General features: G+C 67.2%; 13 protein-coding genes and 3 pseudogenes. 7 read left to right on the top strand and 9 right to left on the bottom strand.

All coding sequences use genetic code 11. The features are described 5' to 3' along the window. Positions 1-126: 126 nt before the first annotated feature. On the bottom strand, positions 127-924 hold the full coding sequence (locus ACRYCC_RS30745; protein ID WP_433817238.1) for an SDR family oxidoreductase: 798 nt from the start codon (positions 922-924) through the stop codon (positions 127-129). A 93-nt stretch (positions 925-1,017) separates the two neighbouring features. On the opposite strand from ACRYCC_RS30745, the gene ACRYCC_RS30740 reads away from it, so the two are divergent. Next, on the top strand, positions 1,018-1,428 hold the full coding sequence (locus ACRYCC_RS30740) for a winged helix-turn-helix transcriptional regulator (RefSeq protein WP_433817237.1): 411 nt from the start codon (positions 1,018-1,020) through the stop codon (positions 1,426-1,428). 47 nt (positions 1,429-1,475) lie between these two features. On the opposite strand, the pseudogene ACRYCC_RS30735 reads toward ACRYCC_RS30740, so the two are convergent. Beyond that, a pseudogene (locus ACRYCC_RS30735) lies at positions 1,476-1,619 on the bottom strand (two-component sensor histidine kinase); the annotation flags it as partial. A gap of 33 nt (positions 1,620-1,652) precedes the next feature. Further along, positions 1,653-2,812: pseudogene (locus tag ACRYCC_RS30730) on the bottom strand (IS3 family transposase). Between the two features lie 317 nt (positions 2,813-3,129). On the opposite strand from ACRYCC_RS30730, the gene ACRYCC_RS30725 reads away from it, so the two are divergent. After that, positions 3,130-5,022 (top strand): protein kinase domain-containing protein, encoded by a 1,893-nt coding sequence (locus tag ACRYCC_RS30725; RefSeq protein WP_433817236.1) that lies wholly within the window; start codon positions 3,130-3,132, stop codon positions 5,020-5,022. Between the two features lie 170 nt (positions 5,023-5,192). On the opposite strand, the gene ACRYCC_RS30720 is transcribed toward ACRYCC_RS30725, so the two are convergent. The 4 genes from ACRYCC_RS30720 to ACRYCC_RS30705 all read right to left on the bottom strand — a co-directional run bounded on the left by ACRYCC_RS30720 (position 5,193) and on the right by ACRYCC_RS30705 (position 8,142). Then, entirely contained in the window at positions 5,193-5,345 is a 153-nt protein-coding gene (locus ACRYCC_RS30720) for a hypothetical protein (RefSeq protein ID WP_433817235.1), read from the bottom strand. A 145-nt stretch (positions 5,346-5,490) separates the two neighbouring features. Further along, positions 5,491-6,414 carry a metal ABC transporter permease gene (locus ACRYCC_RS30715; RefSeq protein WP_433817234.1) on the bottom strand — a complete coding sequence of 308 codons (924 nt, stop codon included), beginning with the start codon at positions 6,412-6,414 and terminating at the stop codon, positions 5,491-5,493. Next, the gene (locus ACRYCC_RS30710) at positions 6,411-7,211 is read right to left on the bottom strand and encodes a metal ABC transporter ATP-binding protein (RefSeq protein ID WP_433817233.1); all 801 of its coding nucleotides are present in this window, start codon (positions 7,209-7,211) and stop codon (positions 6,411-6,413) included. Before ACRYCC_RS30710 ends, ACRYCC_RS30715 begins: the two co-directional genes overlap by 4 nt. A gap of 13 nt (positions 7,212-7,224) precedes the next feature. After that, complete coding sequence (locus ACRYCC_RS30705; RefSeq protein WP_433817232.1) at positions 7,225-8,142, bottom strand: metal ABC transporter solute-binding protein, Zn/Mn family; 918 nt, start codon at positions 8,140-8,142, stop codon at positions 7,225-7,227. Between the two features lie 133 nt (positions 8,143-8,275). On the opposite strand from ACRYCC_RS30705, the gene ACRYCC_RS30700 reads away from it, so the two are divergent. Beyond that, positions 8,276-8,689 (top strand): Fur family transcriptional regulator, encoded by a 414-nt coding sequence (locus ACRYCC_RS30700; RefSeq protein WP_433817231.1) that lies wholly within the window; start codon positions 8,276-8,278, stop codon positions 8,687-8,689. 99 nt (positions 8,690-8,788) lie between these two features. Then, positions 8,789-9,619 carry an N-acetylmuramoyl-L-alanine amidase gene (locus tag ACRYCC_RS30695; protein WP_433817230.1) on the top strand — a complete coding sequence of 277 codons (831 nt, stop codon included), beginning with the start codon at positions 8,789-8,791 and terminating at the stop codon, positions 9,617-9,619. Between the two features lie 123 nt (positions 9,620-9,742). Here the strand turns inward: ACRYCC_RS30695 and ACRYCC_RS30690 are convergent. Continuing rightward, positions 9,743-9,901, bottom strand: a pseudogene (locus tag ACRYCC_RS30690) (SCO5389 family protein); the annotation flags it as partial. A gap of 135 nt (positions 9,902-10,036) precedes the next feature. Between ACRYCC_RS30690 and ACRYCC_RS30685 the strand changes: the two are divergent. Together ACRYCC_RS30685 and ACRYCC_RS30680 are read left to right on the top strand one after the other, a co-directional pair. Then, complete coding sequence (locus ACRYCC_RS30685; protein WP_433817229.1) at positions 10,037-11,071, top strand: permease; 1,035 nt, start codon at positions 10,037-10,039, stop codon at positions 11,069-11,071. After that, positions 11,068-11,826: a TIGR03943 family putative permease subunit gene (locus ACRYCC_RS30680; protein ID WP_433817228.1), complete on the top strand. Its 759-nt coding sequence runs from the start codon at positions 11,068-11,070 to the stop codon at positions 11,824-11,826. The genes ACRYCC_RS30685 and ACRYCC_RS30680 overlap by 4 nt, the downstream gene beginning before the upstream one ends. 356 nt (positions 11,827-12,182) lie before the next feature. Here ACRYCC_RS30680 and ACRYCC_RS30675 read toward each other — a convergent pair whose 3' ends face one another. Next, positions 12,183-12,680, bottom strand: a complete 498-nt coding sequence (locus tag ACRYCC_RS30675; RefSeq protein ID WP_433817227.1) for an efflux MFS transporter permease — start codon at positions 12,678-12,680, stop codon at positions 12,183-12,185. Positions 12,681-13,412: 732 nt separating this feature from the next. On the opposite strand from ACRYCC_RS30675, the gene ACRYCC_RS30670 reads away from it, so the two are divergent. Continuing rightward, a complete protein-coding gene (locus tag ACRYCC_RS30670; protein ID WP_433817226.1) occupies positions 13,413-14,183 on the top strand; it encodes a hypothetical protein in 771 nt (256 codons plus the stop codon). Positions 14,184-14,337: the final 154 nt, after the last annotated feature.

Genomic DNA, 14,337 nt, shown 5'->3' with positions numbered 1-14,337 from the left:
CGCGCCCGCCCACCACCGCCTGAGGAGGGAACCCAAAGGGTCGGCACCGCACCGTTGGGATGGTCTGGATAATTGTGGGCCCTTGGGTTCGCCGGAAATCTGGGGCTCTAGGCCTGTCCCTGCGGATCACGGCGCTGCGGGCGCGAACTGGCCGGGGAGGCCGTCCAGCAGTTGGCTCAGTAGCCCGTAGCCTGCGTCGGCGCGGACGAGTTGGCCGGTGACCGTGCCGAACGTGCCGTCGACGAGCGCGGCGATCGGGCGTGCCACGTCCTCGGGTTCCTGTAGCCGGCCGGTTATCGACCGGTTGCCGAAGTGGCGCTGGATGCCGTTGATGAACACGTCGGCGGTCGCGTCGGTGGCGACGGCGCCGAGGGCGATGGTGTTGACCGTGATCCGGTCGCGGATCGCTTCGGCGGCGACCTGCTGGCCGAAGGCGTTCAACGCGGCGGTGGCGACCGACTGGGCGATGCTGCCGATGATCAGCTCGGCGGCGGTGCTGGACACGTAGACGATCCGCCCAGCACGCCGTTCGGCCATGACCGGCAGCACGCGACGGGTCAGGTGGTAGACCCCGGCCAGCTCGCCGTCCACCTTGGCCGCGAACGCCTCCCACGGCAGGTGCACCAGCGGGCCGAACGGCGGCACCGCGGTGTTGGCGTTGCCCACCAGCACGTCGATGCGCTCGTGCTCGGCGACCACTCCGTCCACCAGCACGGCCACCTGGGCCTCATCGGTCACATCGGCCCGAGCGGCCTGCGCGGTGCCCCCGGCGGCGTGGATGTCCTTGACCACCTCGTCCGCCGCGGCGGTGTCGCGCCGATAGTTCACCACCACGTGGTACCCGAGTCCGCCCAGCTCCCGCGCGGTCGCGGCCCCAATGCCCCGGCCGCCCCCGCTGATCAACGCCACCTGCTTGCCGTTCATCTGCCTCTCCTCAACTCGTGATGCGAAGACGGGGCAGACGTTAGACATTGGGCTTACTTTTCGTAAGGACATACCTTGAAGTAAGCTCACTCCATGACGGTAGGTCGGCAGGTCGACCGGGGCGGGGCCTGGTGGACGGGTGACGCGTTTCACAGCGAGTGCGCCGGACGGGAAGTCTTCGAGCACCTCACCGGACGGTGGGTGCCACTGATCCTTTGCGCGCTACAGCCCGGACCACTGCGCTTCTTCGAACTGCGCCGGCTCATCGACGGCATCAGCGAGAAGGTGCTCTCAGCCAAGCTGCGGACCCTGGTCCGCGACGGCCTCATCACACGCACTGTGCAACCGACCTCGCCACCGCAGGTGACCTACCAACTGACCGAGATGGGGCACGTGCTGTCTCGCCCATTCGCGCAACTCATCGGCTCGATCGCCACGCACACCACTGAGGTGGTCGCGGCGCAGGAGCGATACGACGCCGGACTCCGCGACCCCGCCACCTGATCACAGGGTGGCGTCGGAGTCGAAGCCGAAGCGGTCGTGCATGTGCTTCACCTGTCGGTGTGCGGAGCTGGTGCGGGCAGTTCCACCCTGATGCGGATTCCGCCGGCAGGGCGCGGGGTGAGGGTGAGTGTTCCGTCGTGGGCCTGGGTGATGGTTTTGACGATTGTCAGGCCGGGGCTGACGCCTGAGCTTCCCCCCGTAGCTCGGACACCTGTGGTGTGGGATCACACGGCGGTGTCAGGGGGCTCGTAGAGCCCTTCGAACGTGGCGGGGCTGTGCATTCCGATGCTGGAATGGCGTCTGTGTGGATTGTACCAGCATTCGATCCATTCGAAGATCGCGTTAGCGAGCTCCTCGCGGGTTCTCCAGGTGCGGGTGTCGAGTAGTTCGAGCTGCATTGTTCCCCAGAACGATTCCATCATCGCGTTGTCGTAGCAATCACCAACGGTGCCCATGGAACCGAGAAGGCCGGCGTCGCGGAGTCGTTTCCCGAATGCCCAGGATGTGTATTGCGTTCCGTGGTCGGAGTGCAGAATGGTGGAACGTTCGGGTGGGTGCCTGCGTGCTACGGCCACCGCGAGTGCGTTGGCGACGATGTCGGTGGCTTGCCGGGTGTCGATCGACCAGCCGATGATGCGCCGTGAATAGGCGTCCATGACGGCCGCGCAATACATTTTCCCCTCGCTCGTCGGGTGTTCGGTGATGTCAGCCAGAGCCGGTCGGGACCCGCAACCTCGAACTTGCGGTGGACCAGGTCCTCCTCGGTGGCCTGATGTACCAGGCTGCGACGTCCCCTGCGCCGGTAGATGCCCTGCAGGCCGGCCTGGCGCATGAGCCGCTCCACCCGTTTGCGGTTGACGCTCTCGCCGAGGCCGAGCCGTAGTTCGGCGTGGATCCGCGGTGACCCGTAACTGCCGCGGGAGGTGGCGTGGATGTCCCGGATCAGCTTGGTCAATTCCGTGCTCCGCAGTTCCCGTGGCGACTGCGGCCGGCCGAGCCAGTCGTAGTATCCGGATCTCGAAACGTTCAGCACTCGGCAGGCCACCGCGACCGGGATGGCGTCGTCGGCGAGTTCACGGACCAGCGAGTAGGCTACTTTGGGAGAACGTTCTCCCGCGCGAAGTACGCGGCCGCGCGTTTGAGGATGTCGTTCTCGACCTCGAGCTGCTCATTGCGGCGGCGCAGCTCAGCGAGTTCTTTCTTCTCGCTGCTGGTCAGCCGGTCCGATCCGCCCCTTTTCTTCGGCGTTAGCCAAGGCCACCCAATTGCGCAGGCATGAGTTACTGATGCCCAGGCTATTGGCGATCTGAGAGACCGGACGCTCACCCTGGCGAGCCAGCTCGACCGCACGACGGCGGAACTCCGGGGGATGTGGTGCAGGCACGAGGACATCCTTCCTGATGACCAGATGGTCACCTCAGGTGAAGTGTCCGTGCCACAGGGGGAAGCTCAGACGGGCTCGGGACACTGGACACTGCCCCGACTACTCCAACCTCGATCGTTGACCTCGCCGACCGCCGGATCGCGCGAAGCTTGTATTCGGTGGCCTGTACGAGGCCGCGTAGATCAACCAACAATCCGCAGGTCAGCTACGCGATCCTATTTTCGGGCGCCACAGGGGCATTAGGAACCGTCGCCTCGGAGGGCGCGGCTGGCTATTGTCGTGCTTCGGATGCCCGCACGCCTCGATGGAGGTGTTTGGTGCCCAGCCTCAAGCCGCTGGAGCCGCACGACCCCACCACGATCGGTTCGTATCGCCTGCTTGGTGTGCTGGGGGCTGGAGGCCAGGGAACCGTCTATCTGGGCAGTGGTCCGGACGGGCGCGAGGTAGCGGTCAAACTGTTGAATTCCACGTTCGCGCGAGACGATCACGCTCGTCGGCTCTTCCTGCGGGAGGTGGACGCAGCACGGAAGGTGTTCGCCTATTCGGCGCAGATCCTGGAAGTCGATATCGAGCGCGGAACACCGTTCATCGTGAGTGAATACATCCCAGGCGCATCGTTACTTGAACGGGTTACCCGAGAAGGGCCATTTGAGGAAAGCGAGCTGCAGCGTCTGGCAACAGGAACGCTGACAGCCCTGGCCGCGATTCATGCAGCGGGGATCGTCCATTGTGACTTCAAGCCGGACAACGTGCTCCTCGGGCCGGACGGGCCCCGAGTCGTGGATTTCGGCATCGCGCGAGCGCTGGAGACCGTAACGCCACAAGCAAGCAGGGTCATCGGCACCCCGGCCTTCATGGCGCCAGAACAGATCGTACGAGGAGCCCTCGGCCCGCATACCGACATGTTCGCCTGGGGGACGACGATGGTCTATGCCGCCACCGGTGTCCCGGCCTTCGGAGCATCGGGTCCTGCGGCGATGCATCGGATAGTCAACGAACAGCCTGACCTCACCGGTCTACCGGCTCGATTTCACGGAGTCATCCAAGCGGCGCTGGCCAAGAACCCGGCCGAGCGGCCGTCGGCGCGTGAGGCGATGCTCGAGCTTTTAGGCCCTTCCAGGACCCGACGCGACAATTCTGTCCCGGCTTTCGCCTTGTCGAGGCCGTTGCGGAGCCGCCGGCTCCTCGTGAGCTCCGCCCTTGCAGTCCTGCTGGCTATCGCTGTGCTGGTCGTCACGCAGAGGGCTGGGAAGATGACGTCCTCATCCGCAACGCGCATGGCCACGATTTCCACCGGGCAGGGCGAGATCTCGGCCATTGCGGTGGGCCGACTCGATGATCGAGCAATTGCGGTTTCGGGAAGCCAGGGCGGATCGGCACGGATCTGGGATTTGGCCGACAGAAGGCAGATCGGACGCACCCTCACCGGACACCGAGGCGCTGTCCGTGCGATTGCCATCGGCCGCCTCCGGGGCACCCCGGTCGCTGTCACCGGCGGCGATGACGGGGTGCGGATCTGGGATCTCCGCACCCAGAACCAGATCGGAGATCCGCTCACCGGGCAGAAGGGCGCCGTGCTCAGCCTCGCGCTCACGGAATTGAACGGGCACACCGTGGCTTTCGCCGGCAGCTACGAGCAGGTCAAGATCTGGGATCTGCAGAACCGCAGGGAGACCGGCCCTCCGCTCACAGGGTTTGGCCAGGCGATCAGGTCATTGGCAGTCGGCCAGGTGAACGGCCGGGCGGTCGTGGTCACCGCAGGCGATGATCAGAAGCTCCGGATCTGGGACCTTGCCACACGGAAACAGACGGTGGCACCTCTCATCGGCCACACGGCGGAGATACGATCGGTGGCGATCGGCGACCTCGATGGCAAGCCCATCGCCGTCTCGGGCAGCCTCGATCACGAAGCCCGGGTCTGGGAACTCGCCGATGACGTCCCCGTCGGCAGGAACCTCGTCGGCCATAACGACTCGATCTGGTGCGTGGCCTTCGGCAAGCTGAAGGACCGCCCCATTGCGATCACGGCAAGCCAAGACCGAACGATACGGATCTGGGACCTTGCCACACGGAAAACGATCGGAGCGCCGCTCACTGGGCACACCGGACCAGTAGATGCTGTGGCCTTCACTCAACTTGAAGGCCACCCGGTCGTCATTTCCGGAGGCGCCGACCGCACTTTGATGATCTGGGACCTGAGTAACCTCTGAAATCCGGTTCCTGGGCACTGACATCCATCTGGGTCTTGCTTCGCATCGGTCGGACTCGGTGGTCAGTGCGGGTCGACCGCCACTGCCCGCAGGGCGCCGAAATTGGTGCGGTTGTGGTCCCCACGCCCCTGGGGGTGAACCGGTCCCGCGGCATACCTGGTGGATGACCGTCACGTGGTCCCCACGCCTGACGCCGTGACCTGGCCGACCAGGAGCTGGCGGCCGACCTCGCCCAGACCCTGCCGATGGGCCACAACGCTGATCTCCCTGCGCAACTGGCCGCCGGGTGCCAGGAACATCAGGCTGAACACCAACAGGACCACAGCATGGTCAGGACCAGAAGCGAGTTGAACTGCCAACCGTCCCGATCGTTCGCGTCGCGGTCGTCAATCCGGGGCGGGACTGTCCTGAATCTTTGTAGTCGGTCACGTCGGCTGGTGAGCCGAGAGATCCCTACGGAAGCGGAGCTCATGTGGCTGAGGGGACAACGCGTGTTGTCCGGCCGGCGTGGGTGCGTGCCCGTCCGAGGAGTCGGCAGGTGAGGTAGATGCCGAAGGAGAGGGTGGTGACGTAGGGGCTGATCGGGATGCTGCTGCCCAGGGCGAGGAGGATCCCGCCGACCACCGAGGTCGTGGCGAACAGGACGCTGAGGGCGGGGACGAGGATTGGTGAGGCGGTGATGCGCATGGCTGCGGCGGCGGGTGTGCAGACCAGGGACAGCACGAGGAGGGCGCCGACGACCTGGATGGCGATGGCCACTGCCAGGCCGAGGAGAAGCATGAACGCCAGCGACAGGCCGCCGACGGGGACGCCGCGGGCGGCGGCGACGTCGGCGTCGAGACTGGCGAAGGTCAGTGGCCGCCACACGATGGCCAGGCCCGCCAGCACGACCAGCGAGGTGCCGATGAGCCAGGTCATCTGGGGGGTGTCGACTGCGACGATCTGGCCGGTGAGGATGCCGAACTTGTTGGCCGCCCGTCCTTTGTAGAGGGACAGGAACAGTACGCCGAGTCCGAGGCCGAACGGCATGAGCACGCCGATGAGGGAGTTGCGGTCGCGGGCGGCGACTCCGAGGACGCCGATGATCGCGGCGGCCAGTAGTGCTCCGCCGATTGATCCGCCGACGATGTTGATTCCGGCGAGCAGGGCGGCGGAGGCGCCGGCGAACGACAGTTCGGCGATGCCGTGCACGGCGAACGCCAGGTCACGCATCATGACGAAGGTGCCGACCAGGCCGCCGACCAGGCCGAGTACGGCTCCGGCGATCAGGGAGTTGCGGATCAGGACCAGCAGGTCGCTGTAGCCGGTGAAGTTGAAGATCTCCTGCCAGATCCCTTGTCCGGCTTGGGACTGGGCGGTGAGGGAGTGAGTGACCAGGGTGTGAGTGATCATGGGGTGGTGGCTCCGGAGACATCGGTGGCGGGGTCGGTGGCGCCGATGACCATGATGCGGCCCTGGGTGTGCACGACCTCGATGTGTGTGCGGTACAGCTCGGACAGCACCTCGGTGGTCATGACCTCGTCCGGGGTGCCGATTCGGAAGCGTCCGCCGGTGAGGTAGAGGACGCGGTCGGCGACGCGCTGGATGGAGTTGATCTCGTGGGTGACGAACACGACGGCGGTGTCGTGGTCACGGCGCCGGCGGTCGATCAGGTCGGTGACGGCTCGCTGGTGGTGCAGGTCCAGGGAGAGCAGGGGTTCGTCGCACAGCAGGATTCGCGGGTCGGTGGCCAGGGCCTGGGCGACGCGGACGCGTTGCTGTTCGCCGCCTGACATCAGGTGCAGTGGTACGTCGGCGTACGGCTCGGCGCCGACTTCGCGCAGCGCCTGGGTGACGCGGGCGCGGACGGCGGCGCCGCCGCGGCGTGGGCCCCACCGGTGGCCGTCGATGCCGAGGCGGACCAGGTCACGGGCGCGCAGTGGGGTGTGCGGCAGGAGTTCCTTGTGCTGGGGGATGTAGCCGATGAGGTCGCTGCCGCGCCGCGGCGGCTGGCCGGCGATGTGTACGGTTCCGTCGGTCAGCTGCTGGAGGCCGAGCAGGATCCGCAGGAAGCTCGTCTTACCTGATCCGTTGGGGCCCAGGACGGCGAGGAATTCCCCAGGCCGTACGTCCAGGTCGAGGTCGTGCCAGAGCGGCCGGTCCGGGTAGGACAGGCCGGCTCCGCGCAGACCGATCACCGCGTCGTTCATGAAGGTCACCGGCTCACGACAGTGCGCTGTTGAGCGCGGTGAGGTTGTCGTCCATCCAGGTCAGGTAGTCCTTGCCGGCGGGCAGGGTCTCGGTGACCGGGACGACAGCGATGCCGTTGTCCTTGGCGGCCTTCTCGACCTTCTCGGTCTGCGGGCCGCTGGTCTGTGCGTTGTAGACCAGTGCTTTGACCTTCTTGCCGGTGAACAGGGCGAGGGTGTCGGCCAGGGCGCGCGGCGGGACGTCGTTGCCCTCCTCGATGGCCTCGGCGAACTCCTCGGGGGTCTTGTCCTGCAGGCCCGCGGCCTGCAGGAGGTAGCCGGGCACCGGCTCGGTGATCGCCACGGCGGTGCCGGCATGGGCGGTCTTGATCTGCGCCGCCTTGCTCTGCAGCGGCTGCAGCTTGGTCTTGAAAGCGTTCGCGTTGGCGGTGAAGGTCGCGGCGTCGGTGGGGTCGGCCTTGCCCAGCGCGGTGGCGAGCCGGTCGGCCAGCAGCGCGACGGTGGGCAGGTCGTACCAGACGTGCTCGTTGAGCTCGCCGCCCGCAGGCGCGGTCTTGCCGGAGATCTGCACCACGTTGAGGAGCGCAACGGAGGGGTTGTCGGCGGTCTTGAGCATCGTGTCGATGAAGTCGTCGTAGCCGCCGCCGTTCTCGATCACGACGCTCGCCTTGGACAGCGCGAGCTGGTTCTGCGGGTTGGCCTCGTAGGAGTGCGGGTCCTGCTCGGGGTCGCGGATGATCGAGGTGATCTTCACCTTCTCGCCGCCGATCTGACGGGCGATGTCGCCGTAGACGTTGGTCGAGGCGACCACTGACACCGAGGCGTCTGCCGCCTGCTGCTTGGCGGCGGCCGGGGTGTCGTCGGAGCCGCCGCAGCCGCCCATCGCGGTCAGGAGCAGCGCAGCCAGCCCGCTGGTCGCCGCATGTCGCATGAAAGATCCCATGTCCAACCTTTGCTCATGATAACGGTTTTCATTGCAAGCTAGCATGAACCGTCGGGCAGGCCGAGAGGTCTCGGCTGGAAATGGGAACGATTGTCGGTTTCGTTATCGTGAGCGTGGGAAGATGATCTCGGTTGAGGAACTCCTGAGTGGAGCGGGGCTGCGGGTCACCCGGCAGCGCCGGCTGGTTCTCACGCTGATGGCCGATCGGGTACGGCCGGTCACAGCTCAGGAACTGCACCGCGAGATCGAGGAGTCGGCGATCGGGTTGACCACCGTGTACCGGACCTTGACCGCGCTGGCCGACGCGGGACTGCTGCACGTCTTCGACAGCGGCGGGGAACTGGCCTACCGGATGTGCCGTCCAGGCCGCCATCACCACCTGGTGTGCCGGGTGTGCTCGTCGGTGACCGAAGGGCCGACCACCGGCGATCTACAGTCCTGTCTGGCCGCGGTCGGTGCCGAGCACGGCTTCGTGGTCGAAGGTCACCGGATCGAGGTCTACGGCGTGTGCCGCGACTGCCAGGACCGCACGTGAGCGCAGAACCTCCCGCCGACTGGATGCCGGCCGATCCGGCGGCCACCCTGGGCAGTGTTTGGCTAGGTTGCAGACATCGATCGTGGAAGGCGTGAGCCGGTGGAGCAATCGTCTGGACCGAGTCGTCGCACAGCGCTGCTCGCCCTGGCCGCGGGCGCGGCCGGCGTGGCCGCGGGATGCGGCAGCACCGATGACCCCCGGCCGGCGCCGTCACCGGCCACGGGCGGGCGCCGACGGGCGTCCTCGCAGGCGTTCACGCCCCGGCTCGCGGGCAAGGTCGTGGTCATCGACCCGGGCCACAACGGCGGCAACGCCGCCCATCCCGAGGTGATCAACAAGCCCGTGGACATCATCACCAAGGTCTCCACCTGCGACACCGTGGGCGCACAAACCGCATCCGGGTACGCCGAGCACACCTTCACCTGGGACATGGCCAACCGGGTCAAGGCTCTGCTGGAACGTGAAGGCGCCCAGGTGATTCTCACCCGCTCTGGTGACCACGGTGTCGGGCCGTGCATCAAGGAACGCGCACTGATCGGCAACCGGGCACACGCGGACGCCGCCGTCTCCATACACGCCGATGGAGCGCCCAGGAGCGGCCACGGCTTTCACGTCATCGAACCGGCCCGGGTCCCCGGCCACAACACCGGGATCATCGCCGCGTCGGCCACCCTCGGCAGGGCATTGCGTGACGCCTACCATCAGGCCACCGGCGTGCCCTACTCCACCTACGCCGGCCAGGACGGCCTCAACGTCCGCGACGACCTGGGCGGTCTCAACTTCTCCCACGTGCCCAAAGTGTTCATCGAGTGCGCCAACATGAACCATCCCGGCGATGCAGCCCTGCTGGCGACCACCGCCTTCCGCCAGCACGCCGCGGAAGGACTGACGACCGGCCTCGTCCGCTTCCTGGACGCCAAGCGTTCCTGACAAGCCACCCGCTGCGGAATCCGCATCCGGCAAGGGTGCCCGGCCGCGTGGCCTGCAGAGGAAGCCCGGGGAGGCCAGGGCGATGGCGCGGGCGGAGCCACCGCATCGGCAGCCTCCGGCTTCTCAGCAGTCGACGAGTTCGGGCTGCTGGTTGAGGATCTGCGCGCGGGGCGTGGTGAATTCACGCAGGGCGTTGTCGGCGCCAGGCCGGAACAGCGCGACGCGATGGCAGTTCTGGAAGGCCAGGCGCACCCCGAAATGCCGTTCGACGGTGGCACGCATTTCAAGGACGCCGGTCCTCGTCCGCCGACGCCCACCGCTTGGCTGCTCCTACCCCCGGGCCCTCTGGCGGAGGCGAGCAGGTACAGCGACGAAAGAGGTGGTTCACCCCGCTCCGGGCGACCCTTCTCTGGCAGGATGACCGCCATGACGGACCGCGCGACCCTCTCGCCGGCCGCCGAAGACGAGTTGCTGCCTCCGCCTGAATGGGGCCGCAGGCCCCCCACCGGCAACCGGCCGGCCGTGGTCTTCGGGCTGATCATCATCGCCCTGGTGGCCGGGCGCATCTGGCTGGCCCCCGAGTTGCAGATCCGGTCGCTTCAGGCCTGGACAACGGTGTTCGTGGCGATCTGTGTGCAGGCGCTGCCCTTCCTGGTCTTCGGGGTGACGCTCTCCGCGGGCATCACCGCCTTCGTCCCGCCGGAGTTCTGGACCCGGGCGCTGCCCCGGCGCACCGCCGCCGCAGTTCCGGTCGCCGGACTCGCCGGAGCCGTACTGCCCGGTTGTGAGTGCGCCTCGGTACCGGTCGCGGGCGGGCTGATGGCACGCGGAGTGGCTCCGGCCGCGGCGCTGACCTTCCTGCTCGCCGCCCCCGCGATCAACCCGGTGGTGCTGGTCGCGACCGCGGTCGCCTTTCCGGGCCACCCGGAGATGGCGGCGGCGCGCTTCGTGGCCTCGCTGATCGTGTCGGTCCTGGCCGGCTGGGCGTGGCTGCGCTTCGGCCGCGGCGAGTGGCTGCGCGTCCCGGCCCGGCCGCACGCCGAGCCCGGCGGCAAGTGGGCATCCTTCGCCGAGACCATGCGGCATGACCTCGTCCACGCGGGCGGGTTCCTGGTGGTCGGCGGGATGACCGCCGCGACGATGAACGTCATCGTGCCGGCCGGCTGGGTCTCCGGTGTCGCCGGGATACCGGTCGTCTCGGTGCTGACCCTCGCACTGCTGGCCCTGCTGCTGTCCATCTGCTCCGAAGCGGACGCGTTCGTGGCGGCCAGCCTGACCCAGTTCTCCCCGACCGCCAGGCTCACGTTCATGGTGGTGGGGCCGATGGTGGACCTGAAACTGATCGCCCTGCAGGCCGGGACCTTCGGCCCGCGCTTCGCCGTCCGGTTCATGCCGATGACCTTCGTACTCGCCATCGGGGTCAGCGCCCTGGTCGCCTGGGGGATGCTGTGACCAAGACCGCGCAGAACATGCTGCTGGTGTTGATCGGTGTGGCGGTCCTGCGCATCACGGTGGCCACCGACGAATACCTCAGCTACGTCAAGCCCGGCCTGCGCTATCTGCTGGCGGCGGCCGGTGTGGTGGTCATCCTGCTCGGCAGCACCGGCCTGTGGGCCGCATGGGGAAAGCCGCGAGCGGTCGATGCCGGCGAGGCCGACCACGGTGAGGGCCATGAGGGCCATGAGGGCCATGGGCATGGGCACCGGGGACCACGAGTGGCCTGGCTGCTCGGTCTGCCGGTGCTCGCGATCTTTCTGGTCGCACCGCCCGCGCTGGGCTCCTTCACCGCGGCCAGGGCCGCCCCGCGGGCAGCTCCCGCCATCCCGCCACCCAGCGACGGTTATCCGGCGCTGCCCGCCAGCGACCCCGTGACGTTGTCCATCGGGGAGTTCATCGGGCGATCCTTCGAGGCCCAGGGCGGTTTCGCCAACACCCTGAACGGACATCGGATCGCACTCACCGGCTTCGCCATGCCCAGCAAGGAAGGCGGCTGGTACCTGACCCGGCTGCAAATCGCCTGCTGTGCCGCCGACGCCATGCCCATGCAGGTCATCGTCCGGGGGGTCGCTCAGCCGCCCAAGGAGACCTGGGTGCAGATCACCGGTACCTGGGTTCCGCGCCCTCCCAAGGCCGGCGGCACCGGCATCCAGTCCATTCAGGCCACCGGCATCCGCCCCATCAAAAAACCAGAACGTGCTTACGAATGACCACATGGCCGCGACCGGTCCGCCCAGGCGGCTTCGCCGCCACAGTGCGGCGACCGCATCACCGACCGACGGTGACCCCCAACGGGACCGATGCGATCAGGCGCAGAACACTAGATCGTTTCGCTGGGAATCTTGATCAGGGGCCTGGCCTAGCCGCGCCCCCTGTGGGTCGGTCGCGCCGGTTCAGCAATCGACGAGTTCGAGCTTCTGGTTGAGGATCTGCGCGTGGGGTGGTGAACTCGCGGAAGGCGATGTCGGCGGCGAGGGCGAGTCCATGAGCCCGGCGGAGGTCTGGCCCTGCTTGCCCCATTACAGGAACACCTCCCCCACGATGCCGTCCTGGCGGCCGTTGGCGGTCAGGTAGAACCGCTGCCACCAATGGTCACGGAGGTGGTGAGGCCGTTCCGCCGCCGGGGCATGTGCCGCATGACGGCGCGGAACTGGGTGGTGAATGTGAGGAACCCGGCGCTCGCCAGGACGATCCCCGCGGTCACCAGCTTCGCAGGGGCGACCTTGTCGATCATTCGGCCTGCGATCTGCACGGTGATGCCGGTGGCCAGGACCTGCGGTATTCCCAGCAGGCCGGAGCCGGTCGCGCTCTGGCCACGCACCAGCTGGTAGTACAGCGGCAGCAGCATTGACCCGAAGTGCGCGCAGGTGAACAGCAGCAGCGTCCCGGCGGCCGTGGCGAATGACCGCCGACGAAACAGCGACAGGTCGATCAATGGGTGGCGGGCTGTCAACGCGCGGGCCACGAAGGCGGTCACCAGCACCGCGCCAAGCAGTATAGGAACGAGCACCTCTCTGGGGCTGAAGTCGCGGTGCTCGCCACCGGTGGCCAGGCCGTAGATCATGGTGGCCAGCCCCCGGGGAGAGCATCAGCAGTCCGGGCACGTCCAAGTGGTGGCCCGGTTGGGGCGTGTCGCGCCGGAAGATCCTGACAGCCAGGACAAGCGCCAGCGCCCCGACCGAGATCGGTAGACAGGTAGTAGCTAATTGCCATACTGCCTTGCAGCATCGCCAGCCAGCGCGCGGACCTGCTCGCAGAGGTCGCCGGGATCTGCTGCGGCAATGCAAAGCGGGGCGACATCCTGGCGCGGCACTACGCGCTCCGGGCCGGCCTGCTTGAGGAGGCGGGCGCTGACCTGGACCTGGTGGACCACTGGACCGCGATCGGCGAGGACAGGGCCACCCGCGCGGTCGATGCGAAGCATCGCGCGTAACCGCCTCTGGACTCGGAACTATCGGGTCGTGATCCCTGTGGCGGTGGCAGAACGTGATGAGTGGAACGCGGCGCGGGTGGCAGACGATTAACAATCGCTGTATGCGAGTCCCTTCGACAGGAAGCGGGATACGTCTCGATGTCTGATGATCAGCTGCAGCCTGCGTCTGCGCCGCAAATCAACACAACGAGGGCACCTGCGATGGCCTGGTCCCAGCAGGTGCGTGGGAACGATCGGATCTCCTGGTCGCCCCACAACGTGAGCATCGGAGGCAACCCGCGGTGGGCAGACCCGCAGCCCCTGAGCGACGGCCGGGCCAGCAGCAGTACGCCCTCCATCGCCGGTAATCAGACCCCCGTCTGCATGGCGTGGAAGGGAGTCGAGGGTGACCCCCGGATCTGGTATTCGGTGTGGGACACCGCCGCCAACGCGTGGGGAACACAGATCGCCTCGAGGTTCGAGACTGAGCACTTCCCCACCGTGGTCCAGTTCCGTAACCACATCCTCATGTTCTGGAACAACTCAAAGTCGCACGACGACGGCGAGGGCCGTATCTGTTGGTCCGAGTTGGTGAACGGCCAATGGACACACCCGCTCGGCCCGGGCGAGACCAGCAAGGCCGTGCTGGGGCTCCCCCATGTGGACGGCGTCACGGCCACCTGGAACACCCATGAGGACGCTCTGTTCATCGCCTACCGAGGTCCCGGCACTGTGACCGACGTGTCCTGGTGGGAGCTGGACAACCACACCCAGAGCGGCTCCTTCTTGTGGCAGGAATCGGGAACGGTGCCCCACGCGGCTGCTAGTGCCGCGCCGGCTCTGGTGGCCGATGGGAACGTGATGTACCTGGCGTGGCGCAACGTCGACAACGACCACATCTCCTGGTCATGGTCGGTCAACGGGTCGTTCTGGGCGCCACCGAGATCACTCACCGACCGGCTCACCTCGGCGGGCCCGGCGTTGGCTGCACTGAACACCAGCGACGTGGTGATGGCGTGGAAGGGTGGTGGGCCAGACCCCCATATCTGGTGGTCTCGGCTACGGGACGGTGTCTGGGGAGAGCAGCAAGCCTTTCCCGACCGGACGGTGTACGCCGACCGTGCCGTCTCGCTCTGGTCCCCGGTCCTGGGCTAAAGCCGGCCGCGACCCCTACGACCGGGCCCTCTGAGGTGCCCCGGGTTTCGTGACGTCCGGTCTACCTGGCGCTGGTTGGCGCTGGTGTGGTGATTGAACGGTAGTAGGTTGCCTCGTATTCGGCAGGTGGCATGTGGCCGATCGCGGAGTGCAG

Origin of the sequence: Actinomadura scrupuli, assembly GCF_050971785.1 — a bacterium.
GTDB classification, from domain to species: domain Bacteria; phylum Actinomycetota; class Actinomycetes; order Streptosporangiales; family Streptosporangiaceae; genus Actinomadura_E; species Actinomadura_E scrupuli.
Note: the sequence above shows the minus strand (reverse complement) of the source record. Positions and strands in the feature narration are given on the sequence as shown.